Genomic DNA, 17896 nt, shown 5'->3' on the forward strand with positions numbered 1-17896 from the left:
CTCATTTGAAAAAACACCTGAGTTATTGAAATCATTCCATGCTGACTGAATTACTTCGCCAAAGGTTTCATTTCTCTCCGTGATACTGATTGAATGTTTTATTTGAGCTAACAGTTTAGCTTCCTTTTCTGATTGAGTATCTTTAACAAAAACAATGAAATCGTCGGTATTAAACCCAGCATATCGGCCTTGAAGTTTAATTTTTTTAATTTGCCACGGTGGCAAGCAGGGAGATATCCGTCCTGTTATCATAAGGACGACAAATGCGGCTTGAACACGAGTTTCAAAAGTCAGCCCACCTCCTCCTGTAGAAAATGGATTGCTTTGTTGTTTTGCTTGCTTAGTCATTTCAGTACCTCCAAAAGTAAATAGGATGGTTACTTGTTGCTTTTCCCAAAACATTTTCAAATAAGTTTTCAATTTCTCCTAATAGACATACAATTCAGTTTATCAACCTTCCAGTTTTAGCCTTCTGCGAAGTTCAGTATAATGCTCCTCTATATGGATAATGGGAAACACCGAGTCCGTAAGCAGTTTACATGTTATAAACATAATTTAGCTTTATATTTTCATAAAAACTTTAGGTGTCCGTTTGCATAATCTAGTAGCTTTTTCAAAGTATTCCAAAACTATATATTTGGACGATTTCTCCAAAAAATTTACATTTCCTGCCTCATTGCGAAAAAGCCTTGTGTCGAACACTACATATAAAAAAGGAGTACAAATATGAACTACTCCCTAAATAACCTTGAAATTATCTGTGAATCATCATATAACGCCACAAAAGAGATCAATTACTAAAAAAACAGAGGGCCTGTCCCCTCAGACCCTCTGTGATTATTCAGTTGCCCTAACCACTATCTAAAAAAGCATCGAAGTTCCGGGCTATAAGAACCTACTAAGGTAATTGTACCGCATAGACTTTAACTTGTAATTCCGCTCCAGGAATTGTAGTTATATCAAATGTGCTAGTTACTGGGTCTTCGGAATTAAAGGTAAAACCACCACTCGGACCCCAGAACCAGAATCCTCCATCCTCATCGTAGCCAAGATTCTGATTATCAGTCCCAACGGCTGTAAAACCACTACCATTAACATCATTTATTTCAACTATAAAGAGTACATTATCAATTACATAATCACTTGTAGCTGTAACTGAAACAGAAAACTCTTCATCTACAGCTACTGTTTGACCATCAGAATAATCCCATGATAGAGTAATAAGCTCGTCTGGGACTATGGATGCAGAATCTCCTGTAAGGTTATTATTCTCAGCCACGACAACCTCTCCATTAACAAAGGTTACAGTAATAACGGCTTTAGCTGGAACTACTAAATGTGATACAGCCCTATTCCAAGCACCTAAATCCCAATATTCTTCTGTATAATTGCCGTCAGCAAAGTCTCCAAATACATTAAATGGAGAAGTATGGTCTACATCAGACAGTTCAGTTAAAAATTTTGAATTTGCAGTATTAGTGATTAGAACTGTTCCATCTGAACTTACTAACTTGACCTCTATTGCATCTACATCAATTGGTTTTGCTTCTACTAAACTAAAGTCTACTGCATAACCATAGTAATTCTGATCATCATTGCTTGCTACTGCAAATGGACCTGGGGTTACATCTACATTTGGCATTATGCTATTTAAATCGCCAGTTAAATTTGAATTCATAGCAGTTGCTACAGTTCCATCCATATAAGTAACAGTAATCACTGCTTTGGTAGGTACAACTAGCTTTGACCCAGCCCACTCACCAGTCGTCCAATACCCTTCTACATAACCGTCATACTCTGCAAATATATTAAAAGGTGATGTGTATTGTACTTGGCTTCCTAAACTACTAATTAGTCCAGTAGATGTATTAGTTACTAATAGTTTATCACCACTATATAGTTCTACTGTTATTTCATTTAAATCAGCAGATGTTGCATTTACTAGCTTAAGCCCTACTGAATATCCTTTTAAATTAATATCACTTCTATTAACTACAGTAAACTCTTCTGCTACCACGCCTTTTTCTAAGCCTTCTACTTGAAAAGTTGCATTCAATTCATTAGAAATCGCTGTACTGCCAACAGAAGCTTCCGCCATTGCCATTCCAGACATCATCAAAACTAGTGCAACCGCAATTACCATTACTAACGAAATTCTTCTAATTTTCACTATTAAATCCCCCAATTAATTAATTTTAGTTTCCCCTTAACTAATCGGCGGCCAGGCTACCATTCTTTTAAAGAAAGGCCCTATAGCTTTGCGTCCCTATCTTTCGGTAGGTTTGCCTTTTTCATATGTACGTGTATCTTTCTTACCTTTAACCTCTCTTCACCCCGATGGCCCACCCCCTCTAAAGTCAACATTGGTTCTTCTTAGATAACCGACAACTCATCTACTATCTTCTAAAAAAGTACAAGGTTTAATTTTGTTCTTGCACCTCAAAAGTAGCCTCAAGTGTATTAGAGATTGTTGTCCATGAAGGTAAGGCACTAACTATAAAATAACCAGCACTAATAAAATCTGTATTTTTGTATCTTGCACTAATAACTACACTTTGCTCTTCAGACGTTTTAGCAACTAACGGTATTGTTAGAGTGGCCTGTATTTGTTTTTGGTTCCACAAAACATCTGTAACACTAACATCTACTGCTTGTCCACCATTAATGGACTTGGTAATTGTAAAGTCATCAACTGTTGGTGGAGGAGCAGGTGGTTTATTAAAAGTTACTGTTACTGTGCCGTTAGTAGCGTTAATAGCACTTAATGCAACACCTGGAGGCGTAGGTTCTTTCACCAATACAGTAAATGTTCTTATCCTATCGTTATAGCCGCTTTTGCTCCCTGTTACCGTGATTCTTACAGCACCTAGTTTCTTTGTTGTAAGAACGAGTTTTTTACCTACTACTTCTACAGTTAGCACTTCTGTATTATCAGAAGTTGCAGTAATCCTAGTAGCATCAGTAGATACACTTATATCAATGACTTGTCCAATGAACATTTCTTGATGATTTATTCTGTCCAAAGATATTGTAGATGGTGGCTGACTAGGCCCTCCGCCTCCGCCCCCTTTATCAGGTTTTACGGTTGGTTCAACTGGATCTACAATTATGTCTACTGCTACGCCATCAGCCAAAAAGAGATTTTCTGGTTTCTTTTCAAAAGAGCAACCGTTAACATTAACAAATGCGTTTTCAATTTTGCCATGTCCAGTTACTGTTGTAGGTGCATTAATTACCATCTTTTCTACTGTTGCATTTATTAAGGATACGTTAGCCCCTTCTCCTTCAATAATTACTGTTCCAAATTTCCCTATTAGTTCAACTTCTTCATCTGTATTTATAAAAATGGTAACAACACCATTAGCTTCATCGGTAATTGCTGATGTATCTATTGTTGATCCTGATTTTACTCGTACTATCTGTATATTTGTGTTACCCTGGGCGACTATTCTTACCTTGTCATCTTCTCTTTTAACAATAACTTCATTTAACGAACAATGGTCTAAAGTAATACTGTTTTCTCCACCACCACTAATAACTGTAGTGCCTTTTACTGTGACATTATTTAAAATTACATTACCGTCACCTATTCCTGCTGTTAAATACAGATTGCCCTCAATCGTAATATTTTCTAGTAGGATATCTGTTGTATTAATTGTCACATTGCCTGGTATTATAAGCTTGTCCTCTGCTAAACCATAACTACCAGAGGAGTTATATAGTTCACCAACTACTCTTGCTAAGATAGTTACAGTTTCTGCTCTTGTTGTTGAATTACCTGGGCGGTAGTTACCATCTGGATATCCTCCTATATAGCCCTTTACAACAACAGAGTTTACTGCTTCTTTACTCCAAGCAGGTATACTGCTAAAGTCACTAAATTTTTCTATAGCACTCTTATTATTGACTTGCGACATTTTCAAAAGACGCGAAAGGATTACGGCAACTTCTTGCCTGCTTACATCATTATTTGGCCTTAAAGTTACATCACTATATCCTGTGATATACCCTGCTGCTACTGCTTTAGAAGCATCATCATAAAACCAGTTATTTTCATCTATATCTGAAAAAATTATATCTGCTTTTTTAGTAAATCCATAAGCTCTGTTTATAAGGGCCATGAATTCTGCCCTGGTAATGGAATCATTGGGTTTAAATGATTCATCTGAATATCCTGTGATTAGACCCTTGTCCATCCATTGGCTAATCTCCTTCTCTGCCCAATGGTCTTGGATATCTAAAGGTTTTCCAGCCAGACCAGTAGAGCAAAAAAATACTAGCATTAATAGGTACACTATAATTATTCTACCCGGCAGTTTTGTTCTATTAGTCATTTCATACCTCCTTTACATGTGAATTTTAAAAACTTCCTCATTTTAAGCATTCTTAACTCCGAAAGCTCTGCCTTATCACGACCTTTCTTAAAAAATGAAAAAACCAGCCCAAAGAAAACTTATGTTTCCAATGAACTGGTTAAGACTGGCATTGGGATAATAATAAATCCACCTGCTAGTCTTTAGCAGTCTATACAGCAGGACCACCCATTTTAGGAGCTATCCCGTTATATTTAAATATAACTAATACCTGTTATCAATATTAGCATCAACCTTGTCCTTAAATATTATAAATAGATAGACTTCTGCCGTTTCAGGTATTACAACGGATGTTATCTTTTGAACATCAGTATTAATCCATCTTTTCAATATAGCAACTAAGTTGTGGCTATTAGCATTTAAAAGGTCATTTCTAATCTCGTTAATCTTTTTATAACCCTCAGGCACTTGCAACATGGAAATTTCCACAGAAGATAGAGAATTTTGAAATATAACCGTTAAGACATTATCGGATATATGGATGGAAGTGTGTCCAGGTCCCTTACCAATTACTGTTTTATGTAGTCTTGTAACATCCCTTTTAATTTCTGCTTCTATTTGCTGCAATGAATTAGCCATTGCATAAACCCCCAACCCATATAGTATTGGACTTTAGTCCTATTACACCTAGTAAAAGCGTCCTATAATATACTACGACCTTTTGTTGTAATATCCTTTACACGCACCTTAATGTTACAAAGATATGTTAATTTCGACAAAAAATATAAATTAGCTTAGTCTATATTTAACATAATTATAATACCTCAGTTTTTAAGAATAAACTTACCATTTATTTAAAAGAATATAGAGTGAAACTTAGTTTTCTTTGAACCCAAATCATTAAATAGATACTACCCTTATGACAGGAGGTGAAAATCGGTAATGATTTTACCGATAATATTATGCCACAACATAAACAATTACCAAAAGTAGCATATTTTTGTATGGAGTTTGGTTTGAATAAAGAATTACCTATATATGCAGGTGGCTTGGGAATCCTTGCGGGAGATCATTTGAAATCTGCTAAGGATGTTGGAGTTCCCCTTGTAGGTGTAGGTATTCTCTGGAAGAAGGATTACACAACACAATTAATTGGTGATGATGGAAGACCCTACGATCTTTATCCGAATCATGAGTTTCCTACAGTAAAGGATACAGGTAAATCTGTACAGGTCAGAGTTCGTGGTATGGATGTTACTTGTAAAATAATGATGGTTGATGTGTACGGAAATGTCCCATTATATCTCCTTGATACAAACTTTGAAGGTAATGAAGAACATAGCTGGATAACAAGCAAACTCTATGGTGGCGTGGATCAGGATAGGGTTGCTCAGGAAATAGTTCTTGGAATAGGGGGCCTAAGAGCACTTAGAGCCCTTGGCATAGAGATAGATATATATCATTTTAATGAAGGGCATGCTGTATTTGCAGGTCTAGAATTAATAAGAGAAAAGATGAATGATGGAATGTCTTTTCACGATGCATGGAATAAGAGTCGCGAGGAGATTGTTTTTACAACCCATACCCCTGTTGAAGCAGGCAATGAGGTCCATGCTCATGACTTGCTGCAGCATATGGAGGCATATAATGGACTTACATACGAGCAGATGAGTGAACTTGGCGGTAATCCTTTTAATATGACTGTTGCAGCACTTCGACTTTCATCAATAGCAAATGGTGTATCAAAGCTCCATGGACGCACAGCTCGGAAAATGTGGAAACATGTGGATAGTTCTGCCGAGATTATCTCGATTACAAATGGAGTTCATCCACCCACCTGGCAAAGTTCAGAAATTCGTAATGCCTGGGAAAAAGGCGAAGACCTTTGGAAACCTCATATGATTTTAAAGAAGAAATTGTTAGATTATGTTAAAGAGACTACTGGTGCAAATATGGAGCTAGATAGACTTACTATAAGCTTTGCTAGAAGGGCTGCGCCCTATAAAAGAAGTGAACTAATTTTCCGGGACACTAATGCTCTTGATGGCCTATTAGAGGCAGGAAAAATACAACTAATTTTTTCCGGCAAGGCACATCCAAATGACACTCTTGGAAAAGATATTATCCAACGTCTTGTACAAATGGATAAAAAGTACGAGGACAGGATAGTCTTTTTAGAAAACTATAATATGGGCATTGCAGAATTAATGGTCCAAGGTAGTGATGTGTGGCTTAACAATCCTGTCAGACCCTTAGAAGCAAGCGGTACTTCTGGAATGAAAGCTGCAATGAATGGAGTTCTGAATGTTAGTGTAATAGACGGTTGGGTAGCAGAGGGTCCCCATCATGCAGTAAATGGATGGCTCCTTGATGATGTATTACATGATGAAATAGACTACAGTAATCAAGATGAACATGATCTACGGGCTTTGTACTCTGTAATATATGATGAGATTATCCCAGTATTTTATAACAGTAAAAACCGTTGGAGTAAGATGATGAAATCAAGTATTGAGATGTCCCACTATAATTTTTCATCAGACAGAATGGTTAAACAGTACTATGATTTAATTTATGCCAAAGAATGAACGTACATTTTCTGGGCAAAATCCCTCTTAAAAACTTTAGAATGGAGTGGTACTAATCTTGAAAACCAGCACAAGATTTTTACTAGTTATTTTTACCTACATAGTATTTATCTTTGTATCCTTTCCTCTAGTAGCACAAGATAGGGAATCGTATTACAACTTTAGCGATGTGGATTATTCACAGGCAAGAGTAATACCCGATGAGCTAAATACTGAATTGAAAGTAAAAGCTGCTTTTAACGATCAATATATGTTTTTTCAGTTTAACTGGCCTGCTGAAGAAGGAATTTACCATGATTATCTCACTTTTCAAGATGGTAAATGGGTTGCTCACGGAGGATCAGCTTACGGTCCAAGGGAAGACGGTTTTTATGAAGACAGATTGTCATTTTTAGTCGATAAGGGCAATGTCAAAGATTTTGAAACTCTGGGCTGCTACGTAACCTGTCATGAAGGCTTACGTTTTACGAGTACAATGGCTACCGAGGAGGAAATAGCTGATGTTCCTCTTCTTGCTGATAAGGCTGATATACGTAAATATATCAATGAGACCAGGAGCAGTCCTCATTGGTCAAAAATAAAATCTGAAGAGGAACTTTCCAAACTTAGAGAACTTGGTATTTTTTTAGACTTCTGGCATTGGCGTGCTCATCGTTCTGACCCCATTGGATACTCTGATGATCAATGGGTTTTAGAATATAGGAATAGTGACGGAGGAAAAGGCCCCTACACAACAAACTGGAATAGTGATAATGAACAACCTGCCTATATGTTTGATCCTGATATAGTAGGTTTTACAGCTCTAGATTGGGATGATGTTTCAAATCATCGACTAACTCAGGATGATTACTTCTATATATCAGAAGATATCGCTGTAGAATTTGACCCCGAATTAGACTGGCAGGAGGGTGATGTTATTCCCCGTCGACTTCTAAGAACCCCTGATGAAAGTCGTGCTACTATTACTTCAAATTCAAAGTGGGAAGACGGCCAATGGAGTCTGGAATTAAAAAGGCTCTTAGATACTGGATATCCAGAGGATGACATAGCCCTTGTGCCAGGTCAAAATTACAACATAGGTTATGCCGTCCACAAAAATGCAAGTGGGAGCCGATGGCACTATATATCATCACGTAAAACCCTAGGCCTGGGAATTGATGCAGATGTAACTGCTATAAGATTTGACGGAGAGACACCTAATTGGGATCAGATTGAAGCTACAACAATTCCATTATACTATCCTGGTCAAGTATCCTGGGAATTCCTGACAAGTAAATACCACCCGGGCCAAGGGGGTATCTTAGATGGGACAAACTGCTTATCTTGCCATTCAGAAGAGTATCTAGGCAAGTCCTCTGTAAGTCATGAGACTAAGGATGGTAGTTATCCTACCTTTATAGCGACTACTGTTGGAGGTAGTGTGCTTATATTGGGAATTATTCTGGGGCCTCTTTATTTTATGAGTAGAAAGGGAGGTAGGCGAAATGGTAAATAGATTAGCTGTGTCCTTACATAGTCTTGGAGCAGAGTTTCACACAGGGGCTCTAGTATTGGCCTCCTTAGCCTTAATTGGAGCCTTTATTACTCGTAAACAAGACTCAACGCTACACAAACAATTAGAGGCTGTTGCATTTTTCGCTGCTATGTTCGGAGTCTTATCACTAATTTTTTCAGCCATTGTGGGGTGGTTAATCTGGCCCTCTGGTTCACTTCTTTTTTCCCCATCGGTTTGGAGAAAAATAATGTTTACTGTTTTTTCTCTGACCTTTTGGACACTTTTCTTGTATATTAGATTCAAATTCAAAAGTGATTTATGGAAAAATACTAGCTTAAGTCAGATATATTTTCTAACAGGAATTGGTGGGATTTTGACTTTAATTTATACTGGAACCATGGGGGGTAAACTTACTGGTAAAGAAAGCATCTTAGATGCCATAGTGGGACTTTTTGGCAGGTAAACGGATAAACCTCAGCAAGTATAAAAATGGCACCTAAGACTTTTTGTCTTAGGTGCTGATTATTGTCTATATAATTTATGGTTACATATATAATAACTCAAATATATTTAAAAATTCACTCTTGATAAGCTAAACTCATAAACTATTAATAGAGTATAGCAACTGGGGGTGAAGAATTTTGATACCTATTCATTATATAGGTTGGACAATGATCATCTTAGCTATTTTAAGGTTTACCAACAAAGCATACCTTAATATAAAGTGGAAGCTGGCATTTTCAAGCTTTACCGCTCTATATTCTTTAAGCAAATTATCTTCACATTATGCTTCTAGTGAGTTAACAAATATACTTTATTTTTTGTGTGCAGCATGTTTGTTAATACCCTTTTTAAAAATTAACTTTGATGTAATTAAAAATCTAGATAAGATAAGTGATACCTCTCTATTAATAGGAGTTGGTATAATCGTATTATTATCTTAACCCATAGAGTAGCTGCGGAGTTTTATGCTCGGGCTACTTTTTTAGCCACCATGAGCTTCCACAATGCTTTTCACAATAGCTAATTTCTCTAATTCCTTCTTCCTCCGCATATTACATCAATTGTTCACCAAATATCCAAATTTTCATCAAACTGTTGTCACAAATTTTGTTTATCTTATAGTAGAGAAACAAGCAAAGGAGGAAAAACATGAAAAAAATGATTGCTATAGTAGCCTTATCCTTAGGTATATTTTATCTTTCTGCACCAGCCCTAGCTGAAAACAAGGTATCAAACATAGCCACCGAAAAGGGTGGACTTAAAGTAGCTCAAATGGCAAAGCACCATGGTGGTTTACAACATCTAGTTGCACAAAACATAGATGGTGAGTGTGTACATTAAAAATACTTTTTGATTGGAATAACTCCAGATGGCTTGAACCTCTTATTCTTTTGAACAAGAGGTTCTTTTTTATTTTTAGGTATTGATTTAAGATTAAATTAGAGCTAAAATAATATCAAGCCAATTTTATGTAATAAATCAAAGGAGGTTGATTTAGTGACGACTAAAACTTCATGCTTTGAAATCGCCTCGGCAATTCCCAATGATAAACTAACCGAAATTGAAACTTTTGCAAATAATTTCAAGATACTTTCGGATCCAATTCGTTTAAAAATAATATATCTATTAAGAAATGGTGAATTATGTGTATGTGAAATAGCTTCATCTCTTAATATGAGCCAACCAAAAATATCCTATCATTTGAAAATTCTTACTGAATGCAATCTCATTAGCCGTAGAACAGATTGGGTTTGGGCCTACTATAGTCTTACTGACAATATTCAAAATTGGCTAACTAATAATAGTAATTTATTAAAGCTTCTGGAGGAGGAATAAAAAGGTGGATATAAAATCATGTATTCCTGACTGTTGTGGATCTAACAGTTCTTGTTGTGATAAAACTAAGTATTATGATATACCAAAAAACGGTGAAATTCCTACGGATGTAGGTTCTATCCCAATAGTAGCAACTACTCTATCCAAAACTGACATAGGAGACACACGGAAGGTACGTTTCAAGATTAATCGAATGGATTATAAAATTAGGCCTGGTCTTTATGCCGTAGGTAAGCCTGATTCAAGTAGTCCAGTTTTGGTTACAGCAAACTATAAGTTAACCTTTGATAGTCTGCGTAAAGAACTATCTAGTATTAATGCTTGGATATTAGTTTTAGACACCAATGGAATTAATGTTTGGTGTGCGGCAGGCAAAGGTACCTTTGGTACTGAAGAACTAGTCCGCCAGATAAACAATACTCATCTACATGGTATCATTTCACATAATAAATTAATTTTGCCCCAACTTGGTGCTCCAGGAGTATCAGCCCACCTGGTTACCAAGGAAACAGGTTTTAAAATTATTTACGGCCCAGTAAGAGCTTCTGATATACCTGAATTTATTGCTGCAAATAATAAGGCAACACCCAACATGCGAAAGGTTAATTTCACATTTAAGGATCGCCTTGTATTAATTCCAGTTGAACTGATGAGCAGCTTAAAGCCAATGACGGCTGTAACAGCAGCTGTGATACTAGCAACAATTATAGCCTCCTATTTCTCTGCATCAGAAACACTATGGATACATGGTGTAGGATTTGTGTTTGCTTTTATAGGTGCGATACTTGCAGGTGCTGCAGTTACTCCTTTGCTTTTACCCTATATTCCCTTTCGCGCTTTTGCAATTAAAGGGTGGATAGTTGGCTTAGTATGGGTTTTCATATTCACAACCTTCTTCCCTGTATTTGGAAGCAAATTTTCTTTTAGAGAAGCCTTAGGCTTATACTTATTGCTACCACCAGTAACTGCATTTCTTAGTTTGAATTTTACTGGTTGTTCTACCTATACGTCCCAATCAGGAGTAGAAAAAGAAATGCGAGTTGGACTTCCCATAATGATTATTTCATCATTTGTAGGCATAGGTGCCCTAGCTAGTGAATATTTAACTTTGGTATTTTAAAGAGATAGGAGCTGAAATAAATGAGCTTACAATATATAAAAAATGTATCCACCTTGAAGTTCGACCCTAAACTATGTAATGGTTGTGGTATGTGTTTGAATGTCTGTCCCCACAATGTTTTATCAATTGTAGATAAAAAGATTAATATTAAACATAAGGATAGCTGTATGGAGTGTAGTGCATGTGTAAAGAATTGTCCCCAAGAAGCTCTTAGCGTAAACCCAGGTGTTGGATGTGCTTATGCAATCCTGATAGGGATGATAAAGGGTACTGCGCCAAATTGCGATTGCTAGTTTATGAGTTTTCAAAACAGAGCTGGGGGTGAATATTATTATCCACTCCCATCTAATGTAATGCGAGAAAAACCCCATCCGTTCCATTTCCATAAGGTAATCTCTCTCGTTCTGGAGTTAGAGTAACTGCCTTCAGTAACCAATAATTCGTTTTCACCATTATTATTTAAGTCAATAAGGGTAGCCCAGTAGTTGGGATGATCCAGACTTGAGGATTGCCACACCGGTTTAAAACTACCTTTTTCCAACCTGAAAATGAAAAGGTAACGCTGCTATCTTCCTCTTCCTTCTGACCTGATATACATATTGTTCCCTTGCGGCGAAGGCTTTTCTTTCATTATCCCACGCTGGAACAACGGTCATATCCATTTCCAGTCCAAGTTTTTCTATCAGCATCTTACCCTCTTGGCCCCTTAAAGCAACGGGGCGTGCATCATCGTTTATATACACAGGCAAGAATTCTATTTTCTCCACACTATTTTCATTAATACATATCTTAGCAGCCACACCCCCCCGAGTATCCTGTGACCACAACTGATCAAAAATAAAGTTACCCAGACTATAAAAAATGTACTTTCCTTGGTACTGCTCAACCTTTTGCACCACATGGGGGTGACTGCCAAACACCAGGTCTGCCCCGGCGTCTATGGCCAGGTGAGCAAAGTGCACCTGTGTATCGTCTGGTTCATAAACATACTCGGTACCAGCGTGCAGGGAAACCACTATGAAATCAGCATTGGCAGTTGCCTCTCTGACGGCAGCTCTTATTTTTTCAGGTTCCAAGACAGCTGTGCCCGGGCCGTCACCTGCACTATAGGAATCCGGCACCACCGACGGATCGTTGAAAGCCAAAAAGGCTAGTCTTACACCCTTCACCTCCATATACTGGGGGGCAAAGGCTTCCTCCTCATTTCTACCGGCACCGGCATAATTTATCTCTGCCCTGTCTAGATACTTTATAGTGTCCAGTATTCCCTGAACACCGAAATCCGGGATGTGATTGTTGGCTAACGACAGGATGTTAAAACCCGCCTCTTTAAGAGCAGGAGCCACAGATGGGTTCGCCCGCAAAACCATCTCGGGTATCTTTATTTCCCGCCCTGGAGTAACTGGGCCCTCTAGGTTGCCGAAGGTAATATCCCCACTTTGCAAGAACCACTCAATCTCAGCAAATGGATAGCCGGGATCATCGTGCTCTTTTATCTTTTGAGCCACATATCGGGAAAGCATGATGTCCCCTACTGCCACCAGACAAAGGGAATCATGCTTTTCAGGGTGCTTCATGCGATCCTCCTTGAAGGCATCGAGGTCATGGTAATCCATGGTCAAAACCAACTGCGAAGTAGCAACCTTTTGTTCTACAGGCTCTTGCTCCAATTGTTCAGATCTCCCAACACAACCCGCCGTAATGGCGAAAAGGAGAAGCATGCAGATTGCCCATACATAGAGTTTTCCTTTTCTGTGCACGTAAAATATTCCTCCTTGATATATGGTTGTTTTTCTATTTTATGATTTAAACGTTCCCTGACATAGACGAAAGGAACCATTATTTGGTTCCTTTCGTCATATTATATTATTCTATTCTTCATCTGGATAGTACTATCAAAGTACTTTTTCAATGTTACAAGCTTGATATCATAGCAATATTATTATATTACATAGTACGGGCATCGCTAGTACTAACCTTTTTACTAGCTGGCGACTGTACAATCCCTACTTCCTCATGTAATGCTTTAACTAGTGTATACATCATAAATATCATAATAATAGTAAATGGGAAAGCAAATGCGAAAGAAATCGTCTGAACAGAGCTTAATCCTCCAGTTAAGATAAGCATTGAAGCAATAGCTCCAGCTATAACTCCCCAGAATATCCTTAAGCTTGTCTTTGGCTCTAATTCCCCACCAGAGGTCATCATACTTACAACAAGCGTAGCAGAGTCAGCAGATGTAATAAAGAAAATTGTTACCACCATCATTGCAACTGTTGATAGCAACCCTGTTACTGGCAGATGATTAAACATTACAAATATAGCAGTAGTCACATCGGCAAATGTAGCATCAGCAATTCCTCCAGCACCAAATCTCTCATAATAAATGGCTGTTCCACCAATTATACTAAACCATATAAAGCTTAGAAGTGATGGAGCTACAAGGATCCCAATAATAAATTCCCTAATAGTTCTTCCTTTAGAAATCCTGGCGATAAAACTCCCCACAAAAGGAGTCCAGGTAATCCACCATGCCCAGTAAAATATGGTCCAGGCACCAACCCATCCGTACCCTGTACGTTCTGCTACCGCACCCTGGGTATCAACGAAAAAGCTCATCCAAACTATATTCTGAAGGTATTGTCCTAATGATTCAGTAAAGAAGTTTAAAATATATCTTGTCGGTCCTAAAAATAGAACAATAACCATTAAACCAATAACCATTACCATGTTTATATTACTGAGCCATTTTATACCTTTATTGATACCTGTTACCGCTGAGATAGTAAATAATGCCGTTACTATGGCTACAAATACAATTGAAACTGTAATGGTATTTGGAACACCAAATACAATATTCATTCCAGTAGTAACCTGCATAGCTCCTAATCCCAAAGAAGTAGCGACTCCAAATAGAGCCATTACAACAGTAAATGTATCTATGGATTTTCCGATTGGACCTTTTATACCTTCTGCACCAAGTATTGGGTAAAAGCACGAGCTAATTAGTCCTGGTAAACCCCTACGAAACTGAAAATATGCTAACCCAAGGGCAACAACACCATATATTGCCCATGCATGTAATCCCCAATGAAAGAATGTATATGTCATAGCCTCTGATGCTGCTGCGACACTACTTGATTCGCTTAAAGGTGCACCTGCAAAATGGTATATTGGTTCCGCAGCTCCCCAGAAAACTAAGCCTACACCCATACCAGCTGCAAATAGCATAGAAAACCAAGCAGTAGTACTAAATTCGGGTTTTTCATCATCTTTTGATAGTTTTATATTTCCATATTTACTGAATGCCAAGAACAAACAGAAAATTACAAATGCAGATGCTGCAAGAAGGTATGTCCAGCCAAAATTATCAATGAAGAAGGAAAACATTTTATTAAACACATCTGATACAACTGCTGGATTACTTGAAGCTATTGCAACAAAAGCTAGACAAATAATTGCTGACCCCAAAAAGATGGTCTTATCAATCTTTCCAAAAAACTTATCCATTCAAAAACCTCCTACCTATTTTTTATTCTGAATTACTACTGTTATTAGATTATCCCTCCTTTCAAAAGTTTTCGGTAATGTCTAAATATTGCGTAAATAATACTAGAAGTCATTATGCGTTTTTTACTATGCTGTCTATTTTTACCCTTGTCTTTTCTGACAAAGTCTCTGAAACATGATTTTCTAGAATATTTTTAGCTTTTTCTATAGATCTTTCTCCACACGTTGTTCCTCCCTTATTAAGCCATATCTGATATTGGTTTTTGTCCAATATCTGTGGTTTCCAAAGCTCTCTTTTAAAATTCTCAAAGGTATGGTCATCTGTAACAAAATGACCCGCAGGACCTACCCTTTTAATCACATCCAATGCTAAAGTAACTTCATTTATTTCCACACCTCTAATCATCCTCTTAACAAATCCAATAATCTCGTCACACATTACCAGTTGTCCAACGCTACTAGTAGAACCCCCTTCAAGATATCCAACATCATGAATAAGATTAGCCCCACTCATTGCAGACATCATAATGGAGGCTGTAGCTTCAATGGCTGACTGTTCATCAAGCTTTTTAGAATCGCTACAACCTGCTGTTCCCCACATTGGAATCTTATAATAATGAGCCATTTCTGCAAAAGCAGCATGCATTAAATTAAATTCTGGATTGCCATAGCTCATCACCATGGTGTGCATGTCTGTAGGTGCAGGAACCCCACCCATAACAAATGGCGCTCCTTCTTTTACAAGCTGATGAATAACTAGTCCGCTTAAGCATTCTGCTAATGCTATAATTACTGTTCCAGCTAATGTAACCGGAGAAGTTCCCCCTGCCATTGGTGCTGACACGTAAATAGCCGGTAAATTTTTTTCAGCCGTAAATATTAGCTTTTCAATAGCTTCTACTGAATGTTGTAATGGGGTATTGGATGTAGAAAACAAAGAAATAAATGGATACTTTTGTAGCTCCTCAAGATCTCCAGAAATCGTTACGCACATATCTACTATTGTCTCAAGGTTTATTGCATTAAAGCCCCAATGAATAATTGGTTTGGTAGTATTTTCAAGTAAGGCCTGTAATAAATGAATATCGGCAAGTTCTGTGGGAACATCCTTTATAGTTCCAAAATCCATGGCAAAATCTATATTATCCAAAGCATCTATAATTTTAGCGGCGTTTCTAGTATCTTGTTTTTTGGGATAACGCCTTTCGCTAGTATATGGGTCCATAGTATATGTAGTGGAAGGCCCTGGTCCAAAATAGAAATTTTCTCCTTCTAGTTTCATTTTTATATTCCCATTTCGATCATATAATAGAACACTTGAAGGTGCGCTTGAAATAGATTTTTCCACAAGTGAGGCTGGAATCCTTACTCGATTTCCATTTACAAAAGCTCCTGCTTTCTTTAATAAATCAAGTGATCTTTTCTCCTGAACAATTACACCTGTATCTGATAATACTTCAAGGGTAGCATAATGAAGTGTATCGCATTGTTCCTTAGAAAAGGTTTTAAATTGAATAGTGTTATTAATTATGGAATTGCTTCGCATTTGAATAACTTCCCCCTCTATTTTGTCAAACTGGATTTATTGTTTAAGGTTTATCTTGAAACCCTTATTTGATACTTTTTCATACGATAATGTAAGCTTTGTCTGCTAATATTCATAACCTTTGCCGCATGGGAGACATTTCCATCTGTGTTCTCTAATATTGCTATTATTTGATTCTTCTCCACCTTCTCAATCTCACTTTGTAGTGGATTAAAATTATTTCTTTTTGATAAAGGACTCTCTGAAATTGTGGAGGTCACTTTCATATATTCAGGAATATGCTCTATATTTATTTCAGTTTCAATATCACCGATTAAAGTAATAGAACACTCTATTGCATGTTCTAATTGACGCACATTCCCTGGCCAATGGTAGCCTTCAAATACCTTTAGCAAATCATAGGATATACTATAACTTCCTCTATGCAACTTTTTGCTGACTTTTTTCATAAAATATCCTATCAAATATTCCAAGTCATCAATTCTCTCTCTTAATGGAGGTATTCCTAAACAGACAACTCCTAATCTATAAAACAAATCATTTCTGATAAAACCCTTCTCTATTGCATCAAGTGGCTTCACATTTAAACTACTTATAATTCTAGGATTCACCTCAATATCAGCCATGCCGCCCACTCTACGTATTTTCCTTTCTTGAAGGACACGTAATAATTTAGCTTGTAGCAATAAAGGCATTGAGTTAATCTCGTCCAAAAAAAGTGTCCCTTCACTTGCCTGTTCAAACAACCCTGGTCTATCTATTGCTTCAGTATAAGCGCCTTTTACAGTTCCAAACAAAATACCCTCTAATAGATTTTCTGGAATTGCAGCACAATTAATGGCAACAAATAGTTTCTTAGACCTATTGCTTGAATTATGAATGCTTTGGGCAAATAGTTCCTTTCCTGTTCCAGTCTCCCCATATATCAATACCGGGGATGATGTATTTGCTGCCCTTTTGGCCAATATTTTAATGTCACAAATCTTTTGGTTATATCCAATAATATCTTCAAAATTATGAATTGCCTTTCGTACGGGCATACTGGTTATTTCTTGATTATTGCTAGTTTGGACCTTTAAAGGATCTTTAATAAAAATAACGTGTTTAGTCCCTGATTCTAAAACCTTCTTTTTTACTTGGTAGTCTTTCTTGATATCGCCGCCTATCTGTACATTAAAATAATCAAAAATGGTATTGTTAATTAAATCTTCTGATAAGTAGCTCTTTATATTGTCACCTATTAAATTCTGCGTCTTTTCTGCAAAAATTGAAGCAGCTCTCTGATTACACCAAGTGATTAATCCCGAGTTTTCGTAAATAACCACACCTTCAAGAATTTCATTTAGGATTTTCCTATACATTTCAAGCTCTGGTCTCTGATGAATACTCACTTAATTTCCCCCTGATATAATGTAAAATTTAAAATAATAACTTATGATGGATAGTTTGTTGAAAGTATATTTGTATTCTAAATTTTACAAT

15 protein-coding genes and 2 pseudogenes are annotated in these 17896 nt (G+C 37.1%); 8 read left to right on the top strand and 9 right to left on the bottom strand.

Annotation, left to right across the window (positions count from 1 at the left end):
* The 4 genes and pseudogenes from APF76_02995 to APF76_03010 form a co-directional block, all read right to left on the bottom strand.
* A pseudogene (locus APF76_02995) lies at positions 1-408 on the bottom strand.
* A gap of 490 nt (positions 409-898) precedes the next feature.
* Positions 899-2170, bottom strand: a complete 1272-nt coding sequence (locus APF76_03000) for a hypothetical protein (protein KUO50932.1) — start codon at positions 2168-2170, stop codon at positions 899-901.
* 250 nt (positions 2171-2420) lie between these two features.
* Positions 2421-4334, bottom strand: a complete 1914-nt coding sequence (locus tag APF76_03005; protein ID KUO50933.1) for a hypothetical protein — start codon at positions 4332-4334, stop codon at positions 2421-2423.
* 243 nt (positions 4335-4577) lie between these two features.
* On the bottom strand, positions 4578-4952 hold the full coding sequence (locus tag APF76_03010) for a hypothetical protein (protein KUO50934.1): 375 nt from the start codon (positions 4950-4952) through the stop codon (positions 4578-4580).
* A gap of 323 nt (positions 4953-5275) precedes the next feature.
* On the opposite strand from APF76_03010, the gene APF76_03015 reads away from it, so the two are divergent.
* The 8 genes and pseudogenes from APF76_03015 to APF76_03050 all read left to right on the top strand — a co-directional run bounded on the left by APF76_03015 (position 5276) and on the right by APF76_03050 (position 11648).
* On the top strand, positions 5276-6901 hold the full coding sequence (locus tag APF76_03015; protein KUO50935.1) for an alpha-glucan phosphorylase: 1626 nt from the start codon (positions 5276-5278) through the stop codon (positions 6899-6901).
* Positions 6902-6959: 58 nt separating this feature from the next.
* Positions 6960-8396: a hypothetical protein gene (locus tag APF76_03020; GenBank protein ID KUO50936.1), complete on the top strand. Its 1437-nt coding sequence runs from the start codon at positions 6960-6962 to the stop codon at positions 8394-8396.
* A complete protein-coding gene (locus APF76_03025) occupies positions 8386-8859 on the top strand; it encodes a hypothetical protein (protein ID KUO50937.1) in 474 nt (157 codons plus the stop codon). The genes APF76_03020 and APF76_03025 overlap by 11 nt, the downstream gene beginning before the upstream one ends.
* Before the next feature lie 178 nt (positions 8860-9037).
* Positions 9038-9340, top strand: a complete 303-nt coding sequence (locus APF76_03030; GenBank protein KUO50938.1) for a hypothetical protein — start codon at positions 9038-9040, stop codon at positions 9338-9340.
* A 208-nt stretch (positions 9341-9548) separates the two neighbouring features.
* Entirely contained in the window at positions 9549-9740 is a 192-nt protein-coding gene (locus tag APF76_03035; protein ID KUO50939.1) for a hypothetical protein, read from the top strand.
* 195 nt (positions 9741-9935) lie between these two features.
* Positions 9936-10232: pseudogene (locus APF76_03040) on the top strand.
* A 100-nt stretch (positions 10233-10332) separates the two neighbouring features.
* Positions 10333-11355, top strand: coding sequence for a hypothetical protein (locus APF76_03045; GenBank protein KUO50954.1), 1023 nt, complete (start codon positions 10333-10335; stop codon positions 11353-11355).
* Positions 11356-11375: 20 nt separating this feature from the next.
* Positions 11376-11648 (top strand): ferredoxin, encoded by a 273-nt coding sequence (locus APF76_03050; protein ID KUO50940.1) that lies wholly within the window; start codon positions 11376-11378, stop codon positions 11646-11648.
* A gap of 38 nt (positions 11649-11686) precedes the next feature.
* On the opposite strand, the gene APF76_03055 is transcribed toward APF76_03050, so the two are convergent.
* The 5 genes from APF76_03055 to APF76_03075 form a co-directional block, all read right to left on the bottom strand.
* Complete coding sequence (locus APF76_03055; protein ID KUO50941.1) at positions 11687-11896, bottom strand: hypothetical protein; 210 nt, start codon at positions 11894-11896, stop codon at positions 11687-11689.
* On the bottom strand, positions 11883-13115 hold the full coding sequence (locus APF76_03060) for a hypothetical protein (GenBank protein ID KUO50942.1): 1233 nt from the start codon (positions 13113-13115) through the stop codon (positions 11883-11885). The genes APF76_03055 and APF76_03060 overlap by 14 nt, the downstream gene beginning before the upstream one ends.
* Before the next feature lie 187 nt (positions 13116-13302).
* Complete coding sequence (locus APF76_03065) at positions 13303-14868, bottom strand: glycine/betaine ABC transporter permease (protein ID KUO50943.1); 1566 nt, start codon at positions 14866-14868, stop codon at positions 13303-13305.
* Positions 14869-14980: 112 nt separating this feature from the next.
* On the bottom strand, positions 14981-16414 hold the full coding sequence (locus tag APF76_03070) for a hypothetical protein (GenBank protein ID KUO50944.1): 1434 nt from the start codon (positions 16412-16414) through the stop codon (positions 14981-14983).
* Between the two features lie 50 nt (positions 16415-16464).
* Positions 16465-17805 (bottom strand): hypothetical protein, encoded by a 1341-nt coding sequence (locus APF76_03075; GenBank protein KUO50945.1) that lies wholly within the window; start codon positions 17803-17805, stop codon positions 16465-16467.
* Between the last annotated feature and the right edge of the window lie 91 nt (positions 17806-17896).

This window comes from Desulfitibacter sp. BRH_c19 (assembly GCA_001515945.1).
Taxonomy (GTDB): domain Bacteria; phylum Bacillota; class DSM-16504; order Desulfitibacterales; family Desulfitibacteraceae; genus Desulfitibacter.